General features: G+C 67.6%; 17 protein-coding genes. 8 read left to right on the top strand and 9 right to left on the bottom strand.

What is annotated here, in order from left to right:
• Nucleotides 1-279: 279 nt before the first annotated feature.
• Nucleotides 280-534 (top strand): type II toxin-antitoxin system Phd/YefM family antitoxin, encoded by a 255-nt coding sequence (locus BJI67_RS02275; RefSeq protein WP_070071647.1) that lies wholly within the window; start codon nucleotides 280-282, stop codon nucleotides 532-534.
• Nucleotides 531-953 (top strand): type II toxin-antitoxin system VapC family toxin, encoded by a 423-nt coding sequence (locus tag BJI67_RS02270; protein ID WP_231940886.1) that lies wholly within the window; start codon nucleotides 531-533, stop codon nucleotides 951-953. The genes BJI67_RS02275 and BJI67_RS02270 overlap by 4 nt, the downstream gene beginning before the upstream one ends.
• Nucleotides 954-1,437: 484 nt before the next feature.
• Here the strand turns inward: BJI67_RS02270 and BJI67_RS02265 are convergent, their stop codons facing one another.
• Nucleotides 1,438-1,731 carry a HigA family addiction module antitoxin gene (locus tag BJI67_RS02265; protein WP_070073893.1) on the bottom strand — a complete coding sequence of 98 codons (294 nt, stop codon included), beginning with the start codon at nucleotides 1,729-1,731 and terminating at the stop codon, nucleotides 1,438-1,440.
• A gap of 43 nt (nucleotides 1,732-1,774) precedes the next feature.
• Nucleotides 1,775-2,056: a type II toxin-antitoxin system RelE/ParE family toxin gene (locus BJI67_RS02260; protein WP_070071646.1), complete on the bottom strand. Its 282-nt coding sequence runs from the start codon at nucleotides 2,054-2,056 to the stop codon at nucleotides 1,775-1,777.
• A gap of 1,301 nt (nucleotides 2,057-3,357) precedes the next feature.
• On the opposite strand from BJI67_RS02260, the gene tnpC reads away from it, so the two are divergent.
• Nucleotides 3,358-4,788, top strand: coding sequence for an IS66 family transposase (gene tnpC, locus BJI67_RS02255; protein WP_070071330.1), 1,431 nt, complete (start codon nucleotides 3,358-3,360; stop codon nucleotides 4,786-4,788).
• A gap of 8 nt (nucleotides 4,789-4,796) precedes the next feature.
• Here tnpC and BJI67_RS17225 read toward each other — a convergent pair whose 3' ends face one another.
• Nucleotides 4,797-4,970 carry a hypothetical protein gene (locus tag BJI67_RS17225; protein WP_156781998.1) on the bottom strand — a complete coding sequence of 58 codons (174 nt, stop codon included), beginning with the start codon at nucleotides 4,968-4,970 and terminating at the stop codon, nucleotides 4,797-4,799.
• Between the two features lie 82 nt (nucleotides 4,971-5,052).
• Nucleotides 5,053-5,415 (bottom strand): SpoIIAA family protein, encoded by a 363-nt coding sequence (locus tag BJI67_RS02250; RefSeq protein WP_070071645.1) that lies wholly within the window; start codon nucleotides 5,413-5,415, stop codon nucleotides 5,053-5,055.
• A gap of 347 nt (nucleotides 5,416-5,762) precedes the next feature.
• On the opposite strand from BJI67_RS02250, the gene BJI67_RS02245 reads away from it, so the two are divergent.
• Complete coding sequence (locus BJI67_RS02245; RefSeq protein WP_070071644.1) at nucleotides 5,763-8,969, top strand: glycoside hydrolase family 15 protein; 3,207 nt, start codon at nucleotides 5,763-5,765, stop codon at nucleotides 8,967-8,969.
• A gap of 64 nt (nucleotides 8,970-9,033) precedes the next feature.
• Here BJI67_RS02245 and BJI67_RS02240 read toward each other — a convergent pair whose 3' ends face one another.
• The 5 genes from BJI67_RS02240 to recC all read right to left on the bottom strand — a co-directional run bounded on the left by BJI67_RS02240 (nucleotide 9,034) and on the right by recC (nucleotide 19,161).
• Nucleotides 9,034-9,303 carry a BrnA antitoxin family protein gene (locus tag BJI67_RS02240; protein WP_070071643.1) on the bottom strand — a complete coding sequence of 90 codons (270 nt, stop codon included), beginning with the start codon at nucleotides 9,301-9,303 and terminating at the stop codon, nucleotides 9,034-9,036.
• Entirely contained in the window at nucleotides 9,275-9,589 is a 315-nt protein-coding gene (locus BJI67_RS02235) for a BrnT family toxin (protein WP_070071642.1), read from the bottom strand. The genes BJI67_RS02240 and BJI67_RS02235 overlap by 29 nt, the downstream gene beginning before the upstream one ends.
• A 107-nt stretch (nucleotides 9,590-9,696) precedes the next feature.
• The gene (recD, locus tag BJI67_RS02230) at nucleotides 9,697-11,487 is read right to left on the bottom strand and encodes an exodeoxyribonuclease V subunit alpha (protein ID WP_070071641.1); all 1,791 of its coding nucleotides are present in this window, start codon (nucleotides 11,485-11,487) and stop codon (nucleotides 9,697-9,699) included.
• Entirely contained in the window at nucleotides 11,484-15,197 is a 3,714-nt protein-coding gene (locus BJI67_RS02225) for a UvrD-helicase domain-containing protein (protein ID WP_070071640.1), read from the bottom strand. The genes recD and BJI67_RS02225 overlap by 4 nt, the downstream gene beginning before the upstream one ends.
• 730 nt (nucleotides 15,198-15,927) lie before the next feature.
• The gene (gene recC, locus BJI67_RS02220; RefSeq protein WP_070071639.1) at nucleotides 15,928-19,161 is read right to left on the bottom strand and encodes an exodeoxyribonuclease V subunit gamma; all 3,234 of its coding nucleotides are present in this window, start codon (nucleotides 19,159-19,161) and stop codon (nucleotides 15,928-15,930) included.
• Between the two features lie 115 nt (nucleotides 19,162-19,276).
• On the opposite strand from recC, the gene BJI67_RS02215 reads away from it, so the two are divergent.
• From BJI67_RS02215 to BJI67_RS02200, 4 genes are all read left to right on the top strand, one after another.
• On the top strand, nucleotides 19,277-20,122 hold the full coding sequence (locus tag BJI67_RS02215) for a mechanosensitive ion channel family protein (RefSeq protein WP_070071638.1): 846 nt from the start codon (nucleotides 19,277-19,279) through the stop codon (nucleotides 20,120-20,122).
• A gap of 157 nt (nucleotides 20,123-20,279) precedes the next feature.
• Nucleotides 20,280-21,275 (top strand): efflux RND transporter periplasmic adaptor subunit, encoded by a 996-nt coding sequence (locus BJI67_RS02210; protein WP_070071637.1) that lies wholly within the window; start codon nucleotides 20,280-20,282, stop codon nucleotides 21,273-21,275.
• The gene (locus tag BJI67_RS02205; protein ID WP_070071636.1) at nucleotides 21,272-24,340 is read left to right on the top strand and encodes an efflux RND transporter permease subunit; all 3,069 of its coding nucleotides are present in this window, start codon (nucleotides 21,272-21,274) and stop codon (nucleotides 24,338-24,340) included. The genes BJI67_RS02210 and BJI67_RS02205 overlap by 4 nt, the downstream gene beginning before the upstream one ends.
• 73 nt (nucleotides 24,341-24,413) lie before the next feature.
• Nucleotides 24,414-25,400 carry a hypothetical protein gene (locus BJI67_RS02200; RefSeq protein ID WP_083250562.1) on the top strand — a complete coding sequence of 329 codons (987 nt, stop codon included), beginning with the start codon at nucleotides 24,414-24,416 and terminating at the stop codon, nucleotides 25,398-25,400.
• The last annotated feature ends 270 nt before the right edge of the window (nucleotides 25,401-25,670 follow it).

Below are 25,670 nucleotides of genomic sequence, written 5' to 3'. Positions count from 1 at the left end.
GCCAATTACAGAGCAAGATGATTCTGCCGAAGGCGTAACGGCCTTGCATCGCATTACGCGCATGACTGCCGGGACCACAGTGGGAAACGGCGGATGGTTTCATACGCCTTAAGCTGCGGATTTCTTACTGGATTTGGTTGCCAGCGCGCGAATGGCTTTTCACGGCCATCCCAGCACTTCACCTTGCCGGAGCTGCACGATAAGCATGCTCAACAGCCCATAGACATCCAAATAGGCATGTAGTAACTTAACTACATATGGCCTTTACGGAGGTGCATCTTGACGATCACAACCCTTTCCAGCCGGGAACTCAACCAAGACATAAGTCGCGCTAAGAAAGCAACCAAGATTGGACCCGTGTTCATCACGGATCGCGGCAAGCCCGCGCATGTACTGTTGAGCTTCGAGGAATACCAGCGGCTTACAAGGCAACATCGTAATATTGCCGATGCGCTGGCCATGCCGGGGATAGCAGACATCGATTTTGAACCGCCGCGTATGACCATCGAGACAAAGCCGGCCGATTTCGCATGATGTACGTTCTCGACACCAACGTGGTGTCGGAACTGCGCAAGATTCGGGGCGGCAAAGCAGACCCGAATCTTGCGGCATGGGTTGAAAACGTCGATGCCGCCGATCTTTTTGTGTCCGCCATCACCATCATGGAACTGGAACTGGGTGTCCTGTCGATTGAGCGCAAGGATGCCACTCAGGGAGCCGTGCTTCGCACGTGGCTGGATCAGCACGTACTGCCGGAGTTCTCCGGACGGACATTGCCTGTCGATACAGCCGTGGCGCAACGCTGTGCCCGACTGCACGTTCCCGACAAACGTAGCGAGCGAGACGCACTCATCGCGGCGACGGCCCTCGTGCATGGCATGGCCGTGGTAACTCACAACGTGGCCGATTTCGAGCCCACCGGCGCGACCATCCTCAATCCGTGGGAAGATTAATGCCGTGAACCTCCGGGCCGACCCCGTCCAGCCGCATCCCCGCGAGACAATGCGATAAAGATATAGATAGAATAAAGACAAGCGAAGTACGTCACTGGCGCGTAGCGGCTTCGCTTATATTTTTTATTCCCGTTACGCCTTGCCTCGACCGTGCGCGCCGACGTGGGCTCGGGCGGCAGGACGCCGCCCGAGCAGGCTTCGCCCGGACGGCGAATGCCAGCTGCGCCCCTCGGCGGCGTGTGCGGGCGAGGTCTGCCCTCAGGGCCAAGGCGTTTCGGGCGCATTTCTTTCCCTGGTTTCTTTGGGCGAGCAAAGAAACCAGGGCGGGCGCGTCGCTAGGCCAAATCAATCATGGAAAACTGATTTCGCGCCCGAAACCTCAATCGAAAACACTCGCGAGAATCAAGAGCCTGCAAAAAAATAGACAAGGCAGATGAGAGGATCAGACTCTGCAATTCTTGTCAGCGCCTGCGATTCCGCGCGGTCACGCGTGACACACGATGTCTCTTTCCAACGCGTCACCGAGCTGATCCTGCGCAGTTTCAAGCTCGTACTTGTCTTGCAGGGCCATCCAGTACTGCGCGCTGGTTCCAAAGAACCGAGCCAGTCGGAGGGCTGTATCAGCCGTGATGCCGCGTTTACCCAGCACGATTTCATTGATGCGGCGCGGCGGCACATGGATCGCCATCGCCAAGCGGTACTGGCTCAAACCATAGTCTTCAAGGTATTCAGCCAGATGCTCCCCCGGATGAATGGGGGCGATTCTCTGTGCGTTCATCATGTCCTCACTCATGTATTGCCCCTCTCTAACCGGAGCTGCGTTAATGGTAATCCACGATCTCCACGTCATAGGCGTTACCGTCCCACCACACAAAGCAGATTCGCCATTGCTCGTTGATCCGGATGCTATGCTGGCCTTGCCTGTCGCCTGAGAGAGCTTCCAACCTATGAGAGGGGGGCGTCTTCAGGTCTTCCAGGCTCGCCGCCGCATCGATCCGATCAAGCCGCATCTTGGCTCTTCGCTGTATATCGACGGGAAACCGCTTCGAGTGTTGGCGATTCCCAATCTTCTCTGTTTCCTTGCAACGGTAGCTTTTGAGCATCGGATCGGCTTGGCGGACATTAACGTATGTCGTTATTAGCGATAATAACGCAATCCATTAATAGCGCAACCCGACAAACCGAGGGGGAGCATCACCTTCCAGCGCTTACCCACTGCCCGGCAACTACTTGAACGAGGGGGGATGGGGCCGGTCTTGCAACCATGCACGATTGTGAGACTTATGCTTTCTGCGCGGGAGAGATTAGTTGGACGGTGGCGCCATTTCACACGCCTTGCGCAATGGCGTTCTAAATTGGTTTTGGTGAGGACGTACGAATCACATTGCTCGGCGCATCCCTGCGCCTCACCCCGCCGGGGCTTGCAGGATAGTCGCTCCCTGTGACTTTTGGCGACTTCGCGTCAGGCACTAGCGGAAATGGCGGCGTGCTTTCACACGCTTTCAACAACAGCTTTTTTAATGGCTCAGGTGCGGGCGTGCGAGTAACTTTCTTTGGACGAACAAAGAAAGTTACCAAGAAATTCGCCCCGGATCGCCTTGACCCTACGGGCAACCTCGCGTGAATACGGCCGGCCGGGGTCGCAGCCAAGCGCCATCCGGGCGCAGACTGCTCGGCCCGAGTCCTCCGGGCCGAGCCCGTCCAGCCGCATCCCCGCGAGGCACGGCGATAAGAGAGTAGGAAAAGACACAAGCGCAGCGCGTCACCGTCGCGAAGCGGCTTCGCCTTTGATCTTGATACCCGGTTACGCCTTGCCTCGCCCGTGCGCGCCGACGTGGGGTCGGGTGACAGGACGCCGCCCAAGCAGGCTTCGCCCGGACGCCGACCAAATACTACAAATCTGAACCTGACCCCGATTCTCTGGATATGGTCATAACCACACCGCCTTGTTTGCCGGCATGAATTAGTGCATTTTATCTTGTGCCACCTATAACCACTTGGGCATATAGTAGCTAAGGATGATTGTAATTACAGCTACAATAAGAGTCGCCAACACGTTGTCTTTTAGCCATTGACCAACATTCTTAAGCAATCGTAATTTTTCAGGTGGATGTATTTTTTTCAATTCATTCTTAAATTTATTGTAACTACTCAGTGAAAATAATTACAAAAAGTACTTGACAGGGTTTTTGGTAGTTTTTTTGAAAATATGGCGGCGCTGTAACGAGTGCGATTATTGGTCTCCGAAAGCGACAGAGGCGTAGTCTTCCTTGCGACATCACGCGAGGCACTGCCCCACCGTCAGTCAATTATTTTACGCCGCCAGATCGCCTTACAAACGAGAAAATTGGCACTTCAAAACCCGTGAGATAATAGCTTCATTACTTCTTTGGAGCAGTCTTGCGTGCGGATCGACGGCGTCGATATCGAGATCACCCTGGCACAGGTCAGGGCGCAACTGGAGCAGGAGAAAGACCTATCTCCGGCACTCCGCGCCAGTATCGAGATGATGCTCATGTTGTTCGTCGTGTTACTCAACCGTCTCGGGCTCAATAGCCGCAACAGCAGTCAGCCGCCGGCATCGGATCCCAATCGGCCACGCAGCCAGCGTGTGCGCTCAAGCCGACCTTCCGGTGGCCAGCCGGGGCACGTGGGCAAGACCTTGCGCCCGGTCGAGCATCCCGATGAGATCGAGGTCCTCAAGATCGATCGTCGTCGCTTGCCGAAAGGCTGCTATACCGAGGCGGGTTTCGAGACTCGCCAGGTTTTTGATATCGACATCAGCCGGATCGTGACCGAGTATCGGGCGCAGATCCTGGAGAATGAATCAGGCCAACGTTTTGTGGCTTCATTCCCGGAAGGGGTGGATAAGAAGGTGCAGTATGGTTCCGGCCTCAAGGCCCATGCCGTCTATCTGTCCCAATATCAGCTCTTGCCCTACAAGCGGATCCAGGATTACTTTGCCGATCAGTTGGGCATCCCTTTGAGCGATGGTTCACTGGTGAACTTCAATCGCGAGGCATTTACCCGCCTGGCGGCCTTTGAGGCGATCAGCAAAACGGCATTGGCCAAAGCCGTGTCCGCTCATGCCGACGAGACCGGGGTCAACATTGATGGCAAACGCCATTGGCTGCATGCTCTGTCCAATGCTGATTGGACGCATTATCAGGTCCACAGTAAGCGAGGCCAGGAGGCGATGGACGCGATCGGGATCCTGCCACGGTTCCGCGGTGTGCTGTGTCATGACCATTGGAAACCCTATTACCGTTATCGGGACTGCACCCATGCCCTGTGCAATGCCCACCACCTGCGCGAACTGGAACGAGCATTCGAGCAGGACGGACAACAATGGGCGGAAGCGATGGGCAAGCTGCTCAGAGAGATTCATCAGGCCGTCGAGAACGCTGGCGGCATCCTGCCGCTGACCGAGGCCAATGCTTACCGGCAGCGCTACCGAGATGTGCTCGAGGCGGGGCAACTGGAATGCCCTGAGCCGGAAAAACCACCCGACAACAAGCCTCGGGGGCGGATCAAGCGGAGCAAGGCCCGCAATCTGCTGGAGCGTCTGATGGCCTATGAAGACGATGTGCTGCGTTTCATGGTGGACGTCAATGTGCCGTTCACGAACAATCAGGCGGAGAACGATATCCGTATGACCAAAGTGCAGCAGAAGATCTCCGGCTGCTTCCGCAGCCTGGAGGGTGCCGCGATGTTTTGCCGCATACGGGGATATCTATCGACCTGCCGAAAGCAGGGGGTCACGGCTTCGGAGGCGTTGCGCCTAGTATTCGATCGCAAGCTACCGGCTTTTGCTCTGGCGATCTCTGAGAATTAGCTGAGTAGTTACAATTTATTTTCATCCCAAGTCAAGCCACATTTTCCGTAAATAGGGACAAACTCATTGATCAACTTATCAAACAAAATGACATCAACTGGAATTTCACTATTTGCAGGAAATGTAATATTCCGCCATTGCAAATTTTGATTCGTTGTATTTTTGACAAGGATGCTGGGCATACAGTGAATCCTAAAGAAAAATACAGCGCACGGACGGTGTCAGGTCTAGCCTTATTGCACCACACCTCATCCCGATATCGCCTTACCCCGCCACCCACGCCTTCGCCTCCCCCAACGCATCATTCCCGAACAACCGCACCTCCCCGGGAATCGTGAATCCGAAATACTTCACCCCGGCGTGTATCCACGGCGCATCGGTGACGACGGCGACCTTTTCCCAGGCGGCCCGGTGCGCGAGGCCGACCTTGGCGTCGTCCCACATCGCGCCGGCGGTGAAGCCGGTCCATTCGGGGCCGATGTGGTACAGGAGGCGGATCTTGTCGTGCGCCTTGAGCGCCGCTTCGACGGCGGGGATGACGACGGTTTCGTAGTCCTCGGCGGTGACCTGGCCAGAGGCGGTCAGGCCCAGGACGCCGGGCGGGAGGTCGGGTATGAGTTCGATCATGGCGGTTTTCTCCCCTGCGTGGACCCTCGTTTCGTCGCATTGTCGATGCGTGCGGCGAATTGCCTCACCGCTCATAAGTAAGGCTGCTGGATGTCGCGAAAGTTCCTGCATAAATTCTGTGGCCAATAGTGCGGAACGGCAGAACTGGCGCCGAAATTGCAGCGCGAATCTGTGGAATACTGGCCGGCAGTCGCGCCGATGCGGTCGGGCGGCCCGCGGCGCTGGCGCTGAGCGGGTCCGCCGGGCAGACTGAGCGCACCGACAGGCGCCCGGTTAACGCGAAAAAGGCCATCCGTGCACCACGAACCGACGACTGGAAAACCTCACACGCCCATGGATGCTGCGGCATGAATCAACGCGCTCTCGACCGGCTCGACACGTATTACGAACAGGTCACCCGCATCATCCTGTCGCGTCAGCACCCCATCACCGGCCTGTTGCCGGCCAGCACCGCGGTCACCGCTCACGGCGACTACACCGACGCCTGGGTGCGCGACAACGTGTACAGCATCCTGGCCGTCTGGGGCGTGGGGCTGGCGTATCGCCGGCTGGACGAGAGCGGCGGGCGCACGGTGCTGCTGGAGCAGAGCGTGGTCAAGCTGATGCGTGGGCTGCTGACCGCGATGATGCGCCAGGCGCCCAAGGTGGAGCGATTCAAGCAGACCCTGGACCCGCTCGACGCGCTGCACGCGAAATACGACACGGAGACCGGCGAGGCGGTGGTCGCCGACGACGAGTGGGGACATCTGCAGCTGGACGCGACCTCGCTGTTCTTGCTGATGCTGGCACAGATGATCGCCTCGGGCCTGCGCATCGTGTTCACCCTCGACGAGGTGAACTTCGTGCAGAACCTGGTGCACTACATCGGGCGCGCCTACCGCACCCCGGACTACGGCATCTGGGAGCGCGGCAACAAGATCAATCACGGCATCGCCGAGGTGAACAGCAGCTCGGTGGGCATGGCCAAGGCGGCGCTGGAGGCGATGAACGGCTTCAACCTGTTCGGTCCCGGCGGCGGGCAGGCCTCGGTGGTGCATGTGGTGCCGGACGAGATCGCCCGCGCGCGCATCACCCTCGAATCCATGCTGCCCAAGGAGTCGTTGTCCAAGGAGGTCGATGCCGCCACCCTGAGCGTGGTCGGCTATCCCGCCTTCGCGGTGGAGGACCGGGCCCTGGTCGAGGAGACGGTGGCCGACGTGGTCGGCAAGCTGCAGGGCGAATACGGCTGCGCGCGCTTCCTGCGCGACGGCCATCAGACCGTGATCGAGGACCACAGCCGCCTGCACTACGAACCCGAGGAGATGCTGCAGTTCGAGCACATCGAGTGCGAGTGGCCGCTGTTCTTCACCTATCTGCTGCTCTACCACCTCAACCGCGGCGACGAAGGCATGGCGCGCAGCTACCGCGAACGCCTCGAAACGCTGCTCATCGACCGCGACGGCGAGCGTCTGCTGCCCGAGCTGTACCGCGTGCCGGCCGGGCTGATCGAGGCGGAGAAGGCCAACCCGCACAGCCAGCGGCGGATGCCGAACGAGAACGTGCCGCTGGTCTGGGCGCAGAGCCTGTACATCCTCGGCGCGCTGATCCAGGACGGCCTGCTCGACGTATCCGACATCGACCCGCTCGGCCGGCGCCTGCGCATCGGGCGCCAGCGCGGCCGCCGCGTGCAGTTCGCGCTGCTGGCCGAATCGCCGGCCGTCAAGGCGCGCCTGGAGGAGCAGGGCATCCGCAGCGAAACGCTCGACGAGGTGGCGCCGGTGCAGGTGCACGACGCCGAGAGCCTGGCCGAGGCCTACTGCCAGCTCGGGCGCAATCCGCGCCTGGGGCTGAGCGGCCGCCCGCTGCGCCACCTGCGCGGGCTCGCGACCAGCCTGGTGTACACCTTCGAAGGGCGGCGCATGGTGTTCCAGCCGCAGTTCATGAACCGGCACGATTTCTATCTCGCGCTGGACAACGTGCTGCTGGTCGGGCGCCTGAAGATGGAGCTGGCCTACGTCAGCCGGCAGTGGGACGCACCCGGCCGCCCGCTGGTGGTGATGGTGGTGAAGGAGCGCATGCTGGGCGAGAAGGGCAGCCGCGCCCTGCTGCAGTTCATGGAGGCCTGCCGCGAAGGCAAGGTCGACGACACGCCGGTGCAGCTCGGGCGGCTGGCCGGCTTCCTGCCCACCACGGGGCGCGAACGCATCGACATGCTGCACGGCTACCGCTTCCCCGACGAACCGGACGAGATCGGCGACCGCCCCTGTTTCGCGCTGCTACCCGCCCCGGGCAGCGTAACCGCAACGCCCGCCGAGTATCCGACCACGAGCCAGAAACCGACCGACGAGGTCCTGGTACAGACCGCCACCCGGACCGGCGACCTGCTGACCCAGTTCGCCGCGCTGCTGGAACTGGAAGCGCGCCACGGCCTGGACTTCGACACCGGCCTGCAGGACATGCGCGGCCGCCCGGCGCGGGTCGGCGATCTGCTCGAAGAGGTCTACCTGCGCGCCTGCGAGGCGCGGCACTGGAGGCTGATCCGCCTGAGCGCGAACGCGCTGCGCAAGCACGACATCGACCTGGAAGGCGCCGCCACCGATCTCGTGGTGCGCCAGAAGGCCTTCAGCGTGTCGCGTTCCTACAACCGCCACTCGACCTACCGCCGCCCGGTCGGCGCCGACGAGATCCTGCGCACCATCCGCGAGTTCAACGCCGACGACCCGCGCGCGCAGATCCTCACCCAGGAGCTGATCCTGAATCTCGGCCTGATGGTGCGCTCGCATCCCGAGCTGCTGGAGAACATGAGTCTGATCCGCGCCGGCCAGCTGCTGCAGCTGATCGCGGTGCGCCAGCGCAGCGCCGGCCAGCCGGCGATCAGCGACACCCTCGACGTGCTCATGGACATGGAGCCGCACGAATTCGCCGGCGCCCTGCGCGACGTGCTGCAGCACTACCATGCCGCGCAGGACGCCATGCAGCAGCTCGAACGCATGCACGTGTCGGTCGATTCCAGCGGCATGACGCGGGTGCGCTTCGACGGCAGCATCGACCCGGACAACAGCGACGCCGGCGACTGGCACCAGTGGCGCGCCATCCAGGGCAGCCTAGGGCTCTATCCCGAGGACTTCTTCGGCGGCGTGTGGGACATCGTCAACCAGAGCCGCGGGCTGGTGATCGGCGACCAGTGGAACCCCAAGCGTCGCCTCGACCACAAGCTGTGCGCCGACATGACGCGCGGCGAAAGGCAGTTCCAGGACCGGGTCGAACACATCCTCAACAAGACGCCCGCCCCGGACGCGCGCCAGCTCTACACCGAGGCGCTGCGCGTGCTGATGCTGGTGATGTGGAAGAACCCCGGCCTGCGCATCGACGACACCCTGTACCTGGACGTCATCATCGGCCACGCCGTGCGCCTGGCCTGGGAGCAGGCCCACCCGGACCAGCAATCGCTCTACGACGAACAGCGCGCGACCGCCTGGAAGGACTTCTACCTCAGCCCGCCGTCCGCGGTCGCCAACCACGTCATGGACGCCCTCGCCTTCCTGCTCAACGGCAGCGCCCGCCAGTCCGCCTGAAGCCGGCGGTCAGCCGTCCCACAGCCGTCCCCGGTCGGGCGCGGTTGCAGCGCTTGCCGATGCGCTATCCGTGCCGGTCCACATCCTCGGCAAGCCATGCCTTGATCAGCGATTGATAGGGCATGTCGCGCTTGTTGGCCTCGATCTTGATGCGTTCCAGCAAGGCGGCGGGCAGGCGTAGCGAGATCGTCTTCGTCGAAGGCTTCAGATTCGGCAGCCGCACGGACTCGACCGCCCCCCAATCCACATAGTCGCTGGCGTCATGCGACTCCCAGAAGGCCCGTTCCTCGGCCTCCGTCTTGAAGTCAGGTGCGGTTTTGCGCCGCTTGCTCATAGTGCCTCCTTTCCGTGCGGTGCATGTCGCGAGCGGAGATCACGCGGATCAGGCTTCCCGAAGCACGCAACGTAAACGTGATGTGCAGCAACCGCCCCGCCCCCGTCTCACTCAAAGCGTGGAAGCGAGGCTCCAACTGGCTGTGCTTCCGGTCGGGAACGACCAACAGGGACCGATTAAAGAACGCCTGCTCGGCTTCCGCTTGACTGACATCGTGTTTATCGACGCTCTTGCGAGCATTGCCAGCATCCCATTCGAACCCGACGATCCGCGTCGAGTCGATCATGATATGTATATTGTCAGCATATACAAAAAATACCAAACACCTACGCCGCAGTCATGCCGCCCTGCGGACGGTCGCCAAATTGTCTGTCTAGCGAGCCACGCAAGCGTCTACCACAATCTCCCGCGCAGCCCCGATGCGCGCCTTACCCGGCGGGCGACGGCGGTGGCGAGGATGGACGGTTCGGCCCACAGCTCCGCGCGGCGGCGCGCGCGGGTGATGCCGGTGTAGAGCAGCTCGCGGGTCAGCACGCGCGCGTCCTGGCGCGGCAGGATCAGCAGCACCTCGTCGAACTCCGAACCCTGGCTCTTGTGCACGGTCATGGCGTAGACGGTTTCGTGTGCCGGCATGCGCCCCGGGTGCACGGTCTTGAGCCCGCCGTCGGCGCCCTCGAAATACACGCGCAGGCGTTTGTTCTCGTTCGGCCAGGCGATGCCGACGTCGCCGTTGAAGAGGTCGAGGGCATAGTCGTTGCCCTGCACCATCACCGGCCGCCCGCGATACCACGGCTTGCGCGTGTCGACGCCGAAACGGCGGCGCACGTGGCGCTCGACCAGCGCGTTGATCTCGGCCACGCCGAACGGCCCCTCGCGCAGCGCGCAGAGGATGCGCAGCCGGCCGAGCGCAGCCAGCGCCTCGGCGGGGCCGGCGGCCTCGAACAGCTCGGCCAGCGCGCCGTCCAGCCGCTCGCCCAGGCGTGGCTCCAGCGGCGCAGGCGGCGCCAGCGCGAGGTCCGCCCAGCCGGCGTCGAATTCGGCCAGCACCGCGTCCGCGTCGCCGGCGTTCACCGCCCGCGCCAGCGCGGCGATGCCGCCCGCCTGCGCGAAGCGGTAGCTGTGCGCGAGCAGGACCACGCTGTCGGCCAGCGGCGTGGTGGAAGTCGACGCGGCGGCGGGCGCCTCGCCCGCGGTCTCGGCCAGCGCCGCGCGCAGCGCCGGCGAATAGCCCGCCGCGCCCTCGCCGCAGATGTCCGCGAGCACCGCGCCGGCCTCGACCGAGGCGAGCTGGTCGCGGTCGCCGAGCAGGATCAGCCGCGCCTGCGGTGGCAGCGCGGCCAGCGCCCGCGCAAGCAGCGGCAGGTCCACCATCGAGGCCTCGTCGATCACCAGCAGGTCGACGTGCAGCGGGTTATTCGCGTCGCGCCGCGGCCGGCTGCGCCCCGGCACGATGCCGAGCAGGCGGTGCAGCGTGTGCGTGCGCTCGGGGATGGCCGCGCGCACGGCGTCGTCCAGCGGCAGCTCGCGCTTGGCGGCCTGGATGGATTCGGCCAGCCGCGCCGCGGCCTTGCCGGTGGGCGCGGCCAGCGCCACGCGCAGTTGCGGCGCCTGCTCCAGCAGCAGCGCGAGGATGGCGGTCACGGTGCGCGTCTTGCCGGTGCCGGGTCCGCCCGAGATCACCGCCAGCCGGCGCAGCACGGCGAGCGCGGCGGCGCGGCGCTGGTCCGCGGCCGCGCCGTCCTCGCCGAGCAGCCGGCGCAGGCCTGTGGCGAGCCGAGCGCGGTCCACGCCCTCGGCCCAGCCCTCGGCGCGCGCACGCAGGGCGGCGGCGAGCGCGGTCTCGAAGGCCCAGTAGCGCGCGAGGTAGAGCGCGTCGCCGTCGAGCACCAGCGGCACGCTCGCGTCCGCCCCCACCGCCGGGCTTGCCGCGAGCATCGCGCGCCATTCGGCGAGCGGCGGCAGGCGCAGCGCGGGCATCGCCTCGAAGGGTGCCAGCCCCGCCCAGTCGGCAAGGTGCAGGCACACGTCGCCCTCGCCGGTCTGACGGCTGGCCAGCGCGGCGGCGAACAGCACACCGTCCGGCGCGTCGCCCGCGAGGTCGCCGATCAGGCGCGCGAAGTGGTCGTCCAGCGCGCGGATCAGGCCGAGCGCGGCGGCGCGTTGCAGGGTCTCGCGTGCGCTCATGCGGCGCGCTCCCCGCCCGCGAACAGGGCGTCCAGCGCATCGACCAGCGCAGGCTCGGGGCGGTCGCGGTACACGCCGAGGCGCGGGCCGTCGGCCGGGCGCATGCCGCGCAGGAACAGGTAGAACACGCCGCCGAAGTCGCGCGCGTAGTCGTAGCCCGGCAGGCGGGCGCGCAGGTGCCGATGCAGGGCCACGCAGTAGATCAGGTACTGCAGGTCGTAGCGGTGTTCGCGCATGGCCTCGGCGAGGCGCGGCGGGGCGTAGTCCTCGGCGCGGTCGCCGAGGTGGTTGGACTTGTAGTCGACGAGGTAGTAGCGCCTGTCGCGGCGGAACACGAGGTCGATGTAGCCCTTCATCATGCCGCGCAGCGGGTTGAAGGCGAGGCGCTCGCCGTCCAGCGCGAGTGCGCCGTCGCGGGCGAGCAGCTCATTGAGCGCACCCGGGCCGAGCGGCGCGAGCGGGTAGTAGAAGGCCAGCTCGTCGCGGCGGTCGGCGCGCGCAACCTCGCGCAGGCACAGGCCGGTCTCGTCCAGCGGGGTGTCGAGCACGCGCCCGATCAGCGCCTCGACGGCGGGCTGCCACTCGGTCTCGAAGCCGTGCAGCGCGAGGCCGGCGCGCACCGCCTGGGCCAGCGTCTCGCCGCGCGCCTCGGGAAAGTCGAGCTTTTCCAGCAGGGCGTGCAGGAACAGGCCCGCCTGCGCGCCGCGCGGGAAGGCGAAGGCGTCGCGCTGCGGGCGCGCGGGCGGGGCGGCCTCGTCCGCGGCCACGGCATCATAGTCCGGCAGCTCGGCGCGCTCGCCGTGGCCGGCGACCAGGCCCGAATAGCTGGTCACGCGCCAGCCGGCGTCGATACGCCCTGCAAAGTGCCGCGCCTGCTGCACCGCCGGCAGCGGCGGCGCGGGCGCGCGGATCGCCCCGGCCGGCAGGTCGAGCAGCGCCAGCCGCCCGGAGCCGCCGTCGAGCGCGAGCAGTTCGTCCCGCAGCGTGACGTCGTCGCGTCCGGCGATGCCCTGGCCGCCGTGCAGCAGCCAGCCGAGCGCGGAGGCATCCGCCCCGGCCACGCGGCCCCAGCTGAGGTAGACGCGGCGCTGCGCACGGGTGAGCGCGACATAGAGCAGGCGCAGGTCTTCGGCCAGACGCTCGCGCTCGGCCAGCTTTGCGTGATCCTCGCGCGCCTCCGAACCCAGATCGGCGCAGGCCGCGAAGTCGCTTTCGGCATGGAACAGGATGGGCCGCTCGTCCGCCTTAAACGGCTTGGCCGCCCAGGGAAACGGCAGGAACACCAGCGGATATTCCAGGCCCTTGGAGGCGTGCACGGTGACCACCTGCACCAGCGACTCGTCGCTCTCCAGGCGCAGCTGCTGCTGTTCGTCGTCGCCGTCTGGGTCGGCGATGCACTCGTCCAGCCAGCGCAGCAGCGCCTCGAAACCGCGCCGCCGGCCGGATTCCTCGGCCAGCAGCTCGGCGAGCTGCAGCAGGTTGGTCATGCGCCGCTCGCCGTCCGGCTCGGCGAGCAGGCGGTGGGCGATGGCGCAGTCGGTCATGAGCTGCGCGAACATGGGCATGAAGCCGTGCTCGCGCCAGCGCTGCTGCGCGCCGTGGAAGCGGTCGAGCCAGGTTTCCCAGGCCGCCTCGTCGCGGTTGAGCGCGTCCAGCGCCGCGGCGTCGACGCCGAGCAGGTCGGTGGCGAGCGCAGCGCGCAGGGCGCGCGTGTCGCCCGGCTCGGCCGCGGCACGCAGCAGGTGACGCAGATCGACGGCCTCGAGCGTGTCGAAGATGCTCTCGCGCGCCAGGAATACGCTGGCGACGCCGACCGCCGCGAGCGCGCTGCGAATCTCGTCGGCCTCGTAGCGGTTACGCACCAGCACCGCGAGGTCGCCCGCGGCGAGCGGCGCCTCGCCGATTGCGGCCTGCCCCGCCGCGGCCAGCCCGAGCAGGCGCGCGATCTCGTGGGCGCAGGCCGCGGCGGCCTGCGCCTTGGCCGCGCCGCTGCCGAGCGGCTTGTCGCCGCCGTTGGGCAGCCACCAGCAGGCAAGCGGCGGCGGCTGCACGCCCTCGACGACCAGCGGACCGTCATCGGCCCGCGGCGAGGGCGCCGCCGGATGGAACTCGATGCCCTCGAACAGGAAGGGCTTTTCGCGCCGCGCGAACACGCGGTTGACCGCATCCACCAGCGCGGACGACGAGCGCCAGTTGGTGCCGAGGGTGTACGCCTCGGCGGCCGTCTTGCGGGCCGTGAGGTAGGCGAAGATGTCGGCGCCGCGGAAGCCGTAGATGGCCTGTTTGGGGTCGCCGATCATGAACAGCGCCACCGATCTGCTGCGGGGCGCCCATGCTGCGTTGGAAACCGCCTCGGAATGCTCATTGGCTGCAGCCAACTCCGCTTCCTCGCCGCTTTCCGCCTTGCCTGACCGTCCCTCGCGACGATCGGGCTCTTCGATACCGTCGAACAGCCCGAGCTGCGCCGCGCCGTCGCTTGGTGCGGATGCCGAGGATGCCGGTGGCGGTTCGTCCGTAGCGGCGTAAACGGCGCTGAAGATGCGGTACTGCACCGGGTCGGTGTCCTGGAACTCGTCGATCATCGCCACCGGGTAGCGCGCTCGGATGCGCGCGGCCAACACGGCGCCGTCCGCACTCACGAGCACCGCGTCGAGGCGGGTGAGCAGGTCGTCGTAGGACAACAGGCTTCGGGCGCGCTTGTGTTCGTCCACCGCGCCGCGCGCGTAGTCCACCGCCTCGGCAACCAGCGCCGCGCGACGTGCGCGCGCCAGCCGCGGCGCCAGCTCCACGAGTTCGCCGCAGCGCTCGAACAGCGTGCCGGTCGGCGTCTCCTGACCCTTCTTGGTGGCCGCGGCGAGCTTGTCCGGGGTGAACAGCTCGATGCGCTCCGGCAACCGGCCGGGCACGGGCGCCGCATCCTCGATCCATGCCGCGAACGCATCCAGCGCCGTTTCGACAGCCTTCGCGTTGTAAGTCCTACGGTTGAGCGCGGGGCTCGCGCGCAGGGTTTCGGCCGCGGCCTCGCCCGACGCATCCCAGGCCGCGCGGGCGGCCGCACACAACGCCTGCCAGCGTTCGGCAAGGCGCATCGCCTCCCCGCCCGCGTCCGCTGGCAGCAGGCGTGCGGCGTCGCGGCCGAGCAGGCCGGCGATCTGCGCGTACAGCGTCTCCGGCGTGCCCCACTCGTCCGCGGCCCAGGCGACGTCCGCGTCCGGCGCGTCATAGAAACGCCGGCGCCAGAAGTCCTCCACCGCGGCGCGGCGCAGGGCGTGCTCGTCGCCCAGCAGCTCGGCCTCGAAGGGCGCGCCGCTCTCGAAGGCGTGATCGGTGAGCATACGCTGGGCAAAACCGTGGATGGTGAACACCGCCGCCTCGTCCATGTCGGCGAGCGCCCCTTCGAGCCGGTTCCCGATCTCTTCGGGCGTGCCCGCCGCCTGACGCAGCAGCGTGCCGAGATCGCCGTCGTCCTCCAACGCGCCGCGCGCCAGCCGGTCGCGCGCCTCGCGCAGCCGCCGGCGGATGCGGTCGCGCAGCTCCTCGGTGGCGGCCTTGGTGAAGGTGACGACCAGAATCTGCGGCACATCCATCCCCCGCTCCAACACCAGGCGCAGGTAGAGGTTGGCGATGGTGTAGGTCTTGCCGGTGCCGGCGCTGGCCTCGATCAGGCGTACGCCGTCGAGGGGGAATGTCGGCATGTGGAGTTCGTTCATGCCGGGTTCCCTCCCGGTTGTCGATTGGACGGCAACGGACAGCGGTTGAAAGCACGGTTCCGGATATTCCTTTTCGGTAACGTGTGGAGACTTGTTTCGTGCGCGGATGGGCTTCGATGGTTTCGATCAAGCGCGGCAACGCGCCCGAGCCTCTTTCTTTGCTTGTCCAAAGAAAGAGGCGAAAGAAAGGACACCCGAAGGCCTTGGCCCTGCGGGCAAACCTCGAATGCGCACTCCGTCACGAGGCACCGCAGCCACGCGCCATCCAGGCACGAGGCTGCTCGGGCGGCGTCCTGCCGCCCGACCCCGTGCCAGAGCACACGTTCGAGGCAAGGCCTAACGGGACTGGGAAAACAAGACAGCACATCGCCTACTCGGCCGGGTCGACGTCTTTTGCCGTTGACGTTCAACCCCCTTTGAGCGCTTGCCCCGCGGACGCGTGACTGGGCTGGAATGGCCGGCAGGGAAGCCGGCCAAGCGGCCCCGCGCCCGGATGGCGCGTGGCCGCGGGTCCTGTCCAGACGCGTGTGCGCGGGGTTGCCCGTAGGGACAAGCGATCCTGGGGCGCGTTTCTTTCGCCCATTTCTTTGCGCGAACAAAGAAATGGGCTCGGACGCGTCGCCAATGCCTGGCAATGGTGATATCGCTTGATCGCGTCCGAAACCCTCCCGCAGACGCGACGATCCACTCAAGATACCCCCAAGCCTCACGCAGGCATGACACGCCCTTTTCACGCGCCATCCCCTTCAATCTCGGCATCGAACATCGGCCCATACACCGCCAACGCCAACTCCGCAAAACGCGCGTCCAGCGCCTCGCGCCCACGGAACGCGAGCGCGTTGTAGGCGTCGTCGCGCTCGCCGCCGTTGCCGCTCCAGGCGTTGCCCTCCCACACCTTGCGCGCGGTCTCAAACGCCGCGCCCTCGTCCTCGCCCTTGCGCAGCACGCGCTCGGCGTAGGCAAGGCTGGTTTCGGGGAAGAACGGCAGCGGCGCGCGCCAGGCCTCGCGGTAGAGCGCGACCAGCTCGCGCAGCTGCCCGGCGGCGTCGGGCAGCGGGCCGAAACGCAGCGCGTCCTTCTCGGCGAGAAACACGCTGCCGCAGGCGACACCCTCCGGGGCCAGCGCATTGAGCGCGAGGTGCTGCAGCCACAGCCGCAGGCGTTCGCGCGCGCGCAACCGGCCAACGCGGTACGCCAGCAGGCCGCCCGCGCCGACGCCGTGCAGCCAGCCGCGCAGGCGGCAGCCGCCGAGGTCGAGGTCGACCTCCAGCGACGCGCGCGGGGCGTTCGCGCCGTGGTCGCGCAGGGTTTCGGCGAAGTCGGGGATCCCGGCCACGGCGCCGTCGAAGGCCAGCCGGCCGAAGCCGGCGCTGGGCAGGCTGCCGTCGGCCAGCGCGAGGGATTCGAGCGCCGCGGCATCGCCGTCTTCCAGCGCGAGGGCCAGCGCGCGGTCCTTGAGCTGCCAGGCGGTCAGGCCGTCGAGTGCGAAGGCCTCGGCGTCCTCGGCGCGCGCGTCGGAGGCGTGCAGGAACACGCCGAGACGGCGTTCGAGCAGGTATCGCGCCGGGTGAAGCAGGCAGTCGGCGAGCTCGCCGAGATCGAGCGCCTCCTCCTCGCCTTCGGCCTCGGGCAGCGGCGCGTCGAGGAAGGCGCCGACGCCGGGGTGCGCGGGGTCGCGCAGCCACTCGGCGGCGTAGCTGGCCGGTCGGGCGTCGGCGGCGAAGTAGCGCGGGCTGAAGGGCTGCAGCGGGTGTTCGGTGACGATCCGCGCCAGCACGTCACGGCCGCCGTCCGGGGCGCGGAAGCCGCGTTCGACGGTCTCCAGCAGCTCGCCGAGCAACACCGAGGGCACGCGCCTGGCGTTGCTGCGCACGTCGCGGCCGACGTAGCTCGCGTAGAACACGTCGCGCGCCGAGAGCAGCGCCTCCAGGAACAGATAGCGGTCGTCCTCGCGCCGCGAGCGGTCGCCGCGACGGGGCGACTCGGCCATCAGGTCGAAGCCGAGCGGACGCTGGGCGCGCGGGTATTCGCCGTCGTTCAGCCCGAGCAGGCAGACCACGCGGAACGGGATGCTGCGCATCGGCACCATGTTGCAGAAGCTCACGCGGCCGTCGAGGAAGGCCTGGCCGGGACGGGCATCCTCCAGCCGGCCGCGCAGGTGGTCGCGCACCACGGCCAGTTCGACGGCCTCGGCGAAACCGCCCGCGGCCGCATGGCGGCGCAGCGCGTCCAGCGCCTCGCGCACCTGCTGGAGCAGGTGCGCGCCATCCTCGTCGGGCAGGAAGAAGGCCTCCAGCAGCGCGGACAGGGTGTCCGCCCAGCCGTCGACGGTGCGCGGGCGGGCGAGGCGTTCGTGCCAGTCGGCGAGCCGCTCGACGAAGTCCGCGAGCAGACCGAGGTCGCGCGCCTCGCCGCCCTCGACGTCGACATAGGGCGCGATGCCGGCGACCGGCGCCGCGGCGTCCGCCGGCATCGCGTAGCCGAGCAGCAGGCGGCGCAGGCCGAAGGCCCAGCTCGTGGCCTCCTCGGCCGGCAGTCCAAGCGCGGCGCGCATGGCGCCGTCCAGCCCCCAGCGCACGTTGGCCTCGCGCACCCAGCGGCGCACGCGGTCGAGCCCGGCCTCGTCCAGCCCCAGCCGGCGCATCACCGCGGCGTCCTCCAGCAGCGCCAGCACCTCGCTGACCGCGAAGCGGCTCTGCGGCAGGCCGAGCAGGGCCAGCAGCGTACCGGCGAGCGGGGATTCGGCGGCGGCGCGGCGGTCGGCGATGGACCAGGGGATGCGCCGCTCGGACGGCACGGCGCCGAACACGGCCTCGACGTAGGGCGCGTAGGCGTCGATGTCCGGCGCCATCACCACCACGTCGCGCGGGGTCAGCCCGGGCAGGATCTCGAACAGCCCCAGCAGGCGGTCGTGCAGCACCTGCACCTCGCGCATGGGGCTGTGCGCGCTGTGCACCTGCAGCGAGACGTCGTCCGGCGCGAGCGGCACCGGGGGCTGCTCGTCCGCGCCCTCGCCGCGCGTCTGCAGCAGCAGCATGTCGAGCTGCAGCAGGCCGAGCAGGTCGAGCCGCTCCGGCGGCGCATAGTGCTCGCGGTGCTCGTCGTCGCCGGCGTGGAGGAGGTCGATGAAGTCGCGTCCCTGCTTGCCCAGCGAGGCGAGCAGCGGGTTGCCGACCTCGCGATGTTCGGCCTCGCCCGGGCGGGCGTGGCGCGCGCGGCCGGCGGCGAGCCGGGCGCGGGTGCGCTCGTCGACGATGTCGCCCCAGTAGGCCACCGAGGGGTCGAGCACGAACAGGTGCACGTCGATGACTTCCGCCAGCGCGCGCAGCACCTCGACGTAGGCCGGCGGGATGGCGGTCAGCCCGAACAGCGACACGCGCGCCGGCAGGTCGCCACGGCGCAGCGTTCCGGCATGCCCGACGAACTCGGCGTGCAGCCGGGCGCGATGGCGCGGCCGTTCGTCGGCGCACAGGGTGCGCCAAAGGCGCGCCTGCCAGTGGTTCTCGGCGCCGTCCTCCCAGGCGAGCACGCGCTCGGCGCGGAACACGAGGTATTGGTCGAACAGGTCGGCGATGCGCCGCGCGAGCTGATAGCGGCGCAGCGGTTCGTCCGCGCCGGGCTTGAGGTAGTGGCGCAGCGGCGCGAAGGCGGGGTCGGCGAGCTGCGCGGGAAGCAGCGCCATCAGGCGCCACAGCAGGATTTCGCGGTCCAGCGGCGACTGTTCGGGCAGATCGTCGAACTCGGCGGCATAGACGCGCCAGACGAAGGAGGCGAGCAGGGGAAAATCGAGATGGGCGGCAACGCCCGTGCGCTCGGCCAGCCCCAGGGCCAGCCAGCGCGCCATGCCCGGGTTCTGCACCACCACGGTCTCGGCGGCGAAGGGATCGGCCGGCGCCGCGGCGCAGACCTCGGCCAGCGCGTCGAGCAGGCATTCGGCACGATTGCTGTGGTGGATTTGGAACATGGGACCGGGTCTTCCGTAGTATGGGGCCGTATGGGCGACTATCGCCATCCACCGCCTCGACCGCCGACTACACTAGGAACGCGTCGTCACGTCAATCCACATAAGGGCACACACCATGAACCAGCTGCTCGACCCCGGCAAGTTCGACTGGAATCACCTGCTTGAAGCCTACGCGATCCCCTGGGGAATCAAGATCGTGTTCGCGCTCGCGGTACTCGCCATCGGCCTGTGGCTGGCCGGCCTGCTCACCAAGCTGATCGGCAAGGCGCTGGTCAAGGCGCGCATGGACACGATGTTGGTGCGCTTCCTCGAATCCATCATCAAGGCACTGCTGCAGATGGTGGTCGTCATCGCCGCCCTGAGCCAGCTCGGAGTGCAGACGACCTCGCTGATCGCCATTCTGGGCGCCGCCGGCCTGGCCATCGGCCTGGCCCTGCAGAACTCATTGTCCAACTTCGCCGCCGGCGTCCTGCTGCTGGTGTTCAAGCCGTTCAAGTCGGGCGACTTCGTCGAGGCCGGGGGGGTGCTCGGCGTGGTCGAGCACGTGCGCGTGTTCAACTCCGTGCTGCGCACGCCGGACAACCGCGAGATCACGGTGCCCAACGGCAAGATCTACAACGACGTGATCACCAACTACTCGGCACGCGACACCCGCCGCATCGACCTCGTGGTGGGCATCAGCTACGACGCCGACATCCGCAAGGCCAAGGAAATCGTCGAGGCGATCCTGGCCGAGGACGCGCGCATTCTCAAGGACCCGGCGGCCACCTGCGGCGTGATGGATCTGGCCGACAGCAGCGTAAACCTCTACATCCGCCCCTGGGTCGCGTCCGCCGACTACTGGAACACGCGCTGCGATCTGCTGGAGACGATCAAGCTGCGCTTCGACGCCAACGGCATCGGCATCCCCTACCCGCAGATGGACGTGCACCTGCAGCACGGCAAGTCCGAGGCTGCCTGAGCCTACGATCTCCGGCGCCCACAGGGGGCGGGAGCCGGATTTTCGGACTACCAGTTTCATAGGCAATTCATTAACGATTCATTACGAGACAGGGCCCGACGGAACCTCAACGCCTTCGATTCGGTCTGCTGATGAAACAAGACTGTCCGGACCGCCCATGCTCGCCCCACGTTCCCCGTTCCTGCTGCTCGCCACACTGCTGGCATCCGCCCTGCCCGCTGCTGCCATCGCCGGCTACGCGGTCGACGTCGTTCCCGCGCGCATGGGCGCCTGGGTGGCGCAGGTGGACACTCTCGGCGAGGCGCGCAGCCTGGCCTATGCGACCCTGCGCGCGCCGCTCGCCGGGCAGCTGCGTGGGCCCTATGCCGCCCAGGGGGCGCAGGTCGCGCGCGGCCGCTTGCTCGCCCGCGTGGTGCCGCCCGGTCTGCACGCGCGCATCGCCGCCGCGCAGCACCGGCTCGATCTCGACCGCAAGCTGCTGCAACACGTCAGAACGCTGTACCGCGGCCGGCTCGCCACCGTCGCCGAGGTACAGCAGGCGCAGACCCAGGCTGCCACCGCACAGGACCAGCTCGACGCGCTGCGCGCGGAGCGCCGCGCCACGCGGTTGACCGCACCGGCCGCCGGCACGGTGAATTACCTGCTGCCGCCCGGCACGCGGGTGACCTCGGGTACGGCGGTCGCCCGCTTAGCCGGGGCCGGAGGCGTGTGGGTACGCAGCTACGTGACCCCGACGACGGCGCGCGCGCTGCACCCCGGGGCGCCAGCCAGGCTTGCCGGCGACGGCTGGCAGGGCGTGGCGCGTATCGCCTCGGTCGGCGACGACGCCCGCCATGACGGTCTGGTCGAGGTCCTGCTGCGCCCAGCGCACGGCGGGCTGATGCCCGGCGAGTGGCTGCACGTGCATCTGCCCGGCGTGGGCGGGCACGCCTGGCGGCTGCCGACGCAGGCCTTGGTGATGCGCGGCGCGCGCGTACTGGTGTATACGGTCGCCCACGGCCGCGCGCATGCGGTGCCGGTGAAGCTGGCGCACCTCGGGCAGCATGCCGTCTGGGTCGAAGGCCCGTTGCACGCCGGCGAGCCGGTGGTGACGCGAGGCGCGGGTACGATTGCCGACGGCACGCCCGTCGACGTGCGCGCGCCCGGCGCATGAGGCGCTATCTCGATTTCCTCTGGACCAACCGGGCCACGCTGACGTTGCTGGCGCTGCTGCTGCTCGTCGCCGGGTGGCTGGCCCTGGGCGCGCTGCCGCGCAGCGTGTTCCCCGACGTCGACTTTCCGCGCGTCACCGTGCTGGTGAGCGACGCCAACCTGCCGGTGCGCTACATGCTGCTGCAGGTCACCGAGCCGCTGGAGCAGGCCGCCAAGGGCGTCGCCGGGGTGCGTCTGGTGAAGTCGCAGTCGGGCGTCGGGCTGTCCAAGCTGCACGTGTATTTCGGCGACCACGTCGCCCCGGAAACCGCCTATCTCACCCTGCAGGCGCGGCTGGCGCAGATCCCGCTGCCGCCGGGCGCGCGCATGACCGTGCGCCTGATGACGCCGCACATCCAACCCTTCGCGCAGTACGCGCTGGTCTCCGACCGCGTCGACAGCTCGGCGATGATGCCGTTCTACGCCTTCGACGTGCGCCCGGCGCTGCTATCGGTGCGCGGGGTGTACCAGGTCAACGGCACCGGACGCGGCTGGCCGGTGGTCACGCTGTCGCTGTCGCCGCGTCGGCTGGCCGAGCATCATCTCTCAGCCGGGCAGGTGGTCGCCGCGCTGCGACAGGCGCAGGGCCCCTTCTTCGCCGGCCTGCTCAACCGCTTCCACCAGCAGTTCGTGCTCGTCTCCGAACCGCGCCCGAAGGACCCCGCCGCGCTCGGCCGGCTGATGCTGCCGCTCGGCCCGCGCGGACCCGACGGCGCGCGCGCCGCGCTGCCGCTGGACGCGCTCGGCCACGTCAGCACCGGGCCGCCGCCGCTGATCATCGGCGCCGCGGTGTCGGGCTACCGCCATGCCCTCCTGATCGACGTCTCGGCGCAGGCTGGCGCCAACGTGGTCCAGGTCGCCGGACAGGTGCACGCGCAGGTGCAGTCGCTGCGCGCTGAGCTGCCGCCCGGGGTGCACCTGATCCGCATCTACGATTTCAGCTCGCTGGTGCGCCACAGCCTGGGCGACGTGTGGATCGCCCTGCTGCTCGGCACCGCGATCGCCTGGGCGGTGGTGCTGCTGTTCCTGCGCCGTCTGGACAGCGCGCTCGCCACCCTGCTGGTGGTGCCGCTCGCCATGGCCGGCACCTTCCTGGTGCTGCACGTGCTCGGCTTCGGCATCAACATCATGACCCTGGGCGGGCTCACGGCTGCCATCGGCGCCCTGATCGATCACGCCATCGTGGTGATGGAGCGAGGGCTGCGCGGCCTGCCCGCCGGCGCGGCGCCCGCGTTGCGCCGACGCACGGCGCTGGCCGCCTGCGGCGAGATCCTGCCGCTGATGACGCTGGCGACCCTGACCTCGTCGGTGGTGTTCCTGCCGCTGATCTTTCTCTCCGGCACCCTCGGCCTGCTGTTCCGGCACATGGCGCTGGCCATCGTGATCGCATTGCTGGTCTCCCAGATCGTCGCCCTCGCGCTGACGCCGGTGCTCGCGGCGTGGCTGGCCCACCGCCCGGCGCGTCCGCCTAAACCCTGGCGCTGGGCGCGCCGGCTGCGTCTGGGCTACGACCGCGCGCTGCGCGCGGGCACGCGCCGCCCCTGGCTGGCACTGCCGGTCGCCGCGGTGCTCATCGGGGCCGGTCTGCTCGCGGGCCTCGGTCTGCCGACGGCATTCCTACCGCGCTGGGACGAGGGTGCCATCGCGGTCCCCTTCCGCACCCCGGTCGGCACGCCCACTGACGAGACCCTCGCCACCGGGCGCCGGCTGGCCGCGGTGGCCGCGCACGACGCGGCGGTGGCAAGGGTGTCCGTGGTGGTCGGGCGCAGCCTGGAGAATTCGCGCGCCACCTCGAACAAGGGCGATCTGGTGATCATCCTCCGGCGCGACCGCGGCGTGACCACCGCGGCGATGATGCAGACCCTGCGCCGGCAGTTCCACGCCGCGCAGCCGGACCTGATCGAGCTCAAGCTGCACCAGATCATGAGCAACCGCCTGGAGAACCTGTCCGGCTCGCACTCACCGCTATCGATCCTGCTGTTCGGCAAGGACCCGGCCGAGCTGCACCGCTACGGCAAGCGGCTGCAGGTCGAAGTGCGCGCGAGCGGGCGCTTCGAGAACGCCGTGTTCAAGTCGCCCTCGGCGGGACCGGAGATCGTGCTGCGCCCGCGCGACCGCGCGCGCCTGCTCGGGGTGGACGGGCGCGAGATCGCCGCCCAGGTGCGCGCCGACGAGTGGGGCCGCCGCGCCGGCTTCCTGCTGCGCGGCGAGCAGATTCTGCCGCTGCGCGTGCGCGTGGACACCCCCGGCGAATCGCCGCAGACCCTCGCCCGCCTGCCGCTGCGCCTGCCGGACGGCACGCAGACCCCGCTCGGCCAGCTCGCGCACGTGCGCCTGCACGGCTCGGTGCCCTACGTGACCCACGACAACCTGGTGCCCTACGCCTACCTGTGGATGGCGCCCAAGCCCGGCGAGGGTCTGGCCGCCGCGGCCGGCGTACTGCATCACATCATCGCCGGCGCGCACCTGCCGCCCGGCATCGTCGCCGTGGTCGGCGGCTACTACCGCCAGCAGGCGCAGGGCTTCCGCCAGATGGCTCTGATCCTCGGCGGCGCGCTGCTCGTGCTGCTGATCCTGTTCGGCTTCCAGTTCTCCGGCCAACGGCCGGCACTGGCCGGGCTGGCCGCCATCATGCTGGCCGCGCCCGGCGCCTTCCTCGCGCTGCGCCTGACCGGCACGGCGCTCGACAGCACTGCCTTCCTCGGCCTGCTGCTGGTGTCCTCCATCGCGGTGAACAACGTGATCCTGATCTTTTCGCTGGCGCGCGGCCGCGCCGGACGCCAGCCGGACGCGGCGGCGGTAGCGCGTTCGGCGCGCCTGCGCCTGCGCCCGATCATGATGACCATGCTGGCCGACGTGCTCGGCTTTCTGCCCATCGCCATCGGCGTCGGCCGCGGCACGGACCTGCTCAAGCCGCTCGCCATCGCGGTGATGGGCGGACTCAGCCTCGCGGTGTTCGCCTCGCTGTGGCTCGCGCCGGTATTCTACGCTGGCCTGCTGCGCCTGCGCCCAGCCAGGGCCGACTGAGCGGAACGAGGCAGCATCGGCGCGGTCTATCGACACGCCGACCCGCAAGGGCGCGAGAAACGATACCGGGCGCATGCCGCCCGACACCGCCAGCAAGGAGGTCATCATGGCCGACGTCATGCCCACCCCCGGCCGCGCTGCCGCGCGCTGGGATCTCCACGACTATGCTGTGCAGCGCCGCGCCTTCCGCGCGCTGCGCCTCGTCTTCGGGCTGATCTGGGTGTTCAACGTGGTCTACCAGCTGCATCCGGCCTACATCGAACGCCTGTTCCTCAAGTCCATCGCCGCGCACCACGGCCAGTCGGCGTGGTACGTGGACTACACCCACTGGGCGATGGGACTGATCGCCGCCATCGGCGCGCCCGGCGTGGCGCTGTTCACCGTGGCCGTCGGCGCACTGCTCGCGGTGTCCCTGCTGAGCGGCCTCTGGCTGCGCCCGGTGGCCTGGATCGGCGTCGTGTTCACCTTCGTCATGTGGACGCTCAATGGCCATCTCGGCGGCCCCTACACCGCGGGCGCCACCGATCCCGGTACCCTGATCGTCTATTCACTGACCTTCATCGCCCTGCTGCTCGCCGAACCGGCGGCCGGCGCCGCGGACGACGAGGCCGCCCGCGCGCGGCGTTACCGCATCCTGCGCCTGCTGTTCGGCGCGCTGTGGACCTTCGACGCAGCCTGGAAATGGACGCCCTTCTTCATCGACCACTCGCTGAGCTATCTGGTGCAGTCGCAGGCCGGCCAGCCGGCCTGGATCGTGGCCTACATCCAGATTTTCGTGGATGCGATCAAGCTGGTCGGACAGCAGGCCTTCGGCATCTTCGCCGCCGTGGCCGAGACCGTTATCGCCGTCGGCCTGCTCGCCAATCGCGGCATGCGCTTCGTGCTGCCCTTCGGCTTTCTCTACTCGATCGGGGTGTGGACCACCGCCGAAGGCTGGGGCGGTCCCTACGGCGCCGTGACCGGCGTCGGCGGCGACGTGCTCGGCACGACGATCATCTACGCGCTGATCTTCGCCTACCTGATGGTAATGTATCCGCCGATGCGGCGATCTGAGGCGTAACCGGTGGGGAATTAATGGAGCGGGTGATGGGAATCGAACCCACGTTAGCAGCTTGGGAAGCAAGCATATACCTACCGACTGCAACAAACGCCAACAAATAATCACGTTAAATCAATCATCTACGTGACATGCAACAATTAGGCCGTGTTGCCTATTTTGGCCGTTATTTCTGGCCAAGTGTCCCGCCAGTGTCCCACGGGAAGGCATGTTTTGACGGGTCGCGAGCATCCGGTTTGTGCGTTACGCGGTCAGATGGCAAGCATCATCCAA

It is taken from the genome of Acidihalobacter aeolianus (assembly GCF_001753165.1).
GTDB lineage: Bacteria > Pseudomonadota > Gammaproteobacteria > DSM-5130 > Acidihalobacteraceae > Acidihalobacter > Acidihalobacter aeolianus.
The sequence above is the reverse complement of the archived record's forward strand: the minus strand, read 5'-3'. Positions and strand labels throughout refer to the sequence as shown.

What these genes read in the sequence shown, in the direction of transcription:
- BJI67_RS02270 (WP_231940886.1), top strand. Translation starts at nt 531, where the DNA reads ATGATGTACGTTCTCGACACCAACGTGGTGTCGGAACTGCGCAAGATT.
- BJI67_RS02265 (WP_070073893.1), bottom strand. Translation starts at nt 1,731, where the DNA reads ATGAACGCACAGAGAATCGCCCCCATTCATCCGGGGGAGCATCTGGCT.
- BJI67_RS02260 (WP_070071646.1), bottom strand. Translation starts at nt 2,056, where the DNA reads ATGCTCAAAAGCTACCGTTGCAAGGAAACAGAGAAGATTGGGAATCGC.
- BJI67_RS17225 (WP_156781998.1), bottom strand. Translation starts at nt 4,970, where the DNA reads ATGCCCAGCATCCTTGTCAAAAATACAACGAATCAAAATTTGCAATGG.
- BJI67_RS02250 (WP_070071645.1), bottom strand. Translation starts at nt 5,415, where the DNA reads ATGATCGAACTCATACCCGACCTCCCGCCCGGCGTCCTGGGCCTGACC.
- BJI67_RS02245 (WP_070071644.1), top strand. Translation starts at nt 5,763, where the DNA reads ATGAATCAACGCGCTCTCGACCGGCTCGACACGTATTACGAACAGGTC.
- BJI67_RS02240 (WP_070071643.1), bottom strand. Translation starts at nt 9,303, where the DNA reads ATGAGCAAGCGGCGCAAAACCGCACCTGACTTCAAGACGGAGGCCGAG.
- BJI67_RS02235 (WP_070071642.1), bottom strand. Translation starts at nt 9,589, where the DNA reads ATGATCGACTCGACGCGGATCGTCGGGTTCGAATGGGATGCTGGCAAT.
- recD (WP_070071641.1), bottom strand. Translation starts at nt 11,487, where the DNA reads ATGAGCGCACGCGAGACCCTGCAACGCGCCGCCGCGCTCGGCCTGATC.
- BJI67_RS02225 (WP_070071640.1), bottom strand. Translation starts at nt 15,197, where the DNA reads ATGAACGAACTCCACATGCCGACATTCCCCCTCGACGGCGTACGCCTG.
- recC (WP_070071639.1), bottom strand. Translation starts at nt 19,161, where the DNA reads ATGTTCCAAATCCACCACAGCAATCGTGCCGAATGCCTGCTCGACGCG.
- BJI67_RS02215 (WP_070071638.1), top strand. Translation starts at nt 19,277, where the DNA reads ATGAACCAGCTGCTCGACCCCGGCAAGTTCGACTGGAATCACCTGCTT.
- BJI67_RS02210 (WP_070071637.1), top strand. Translation starts at nt 20,280, where the DNA reads ATGCTCGCCCCACGTTCCCCGTTCCTGCTGCTCGCCACACTGCTGGCA.
- BJI67_RS02205 (WP_070071636.1), top strand. Translation starts at nt 21,272, where the DNA reads ATGAGGCGCTATCTCGATTTCCTCTGGACCAACCGGGCCACGCTGACG.
- BJI67_RS02200 (WP_083250562.1), top strand. Translation starts at nt 24,414, where the DNA reads ATGCCGCCCGACACCGCCAGCAAGGAGGTCATCATGGCCGACGTCATG.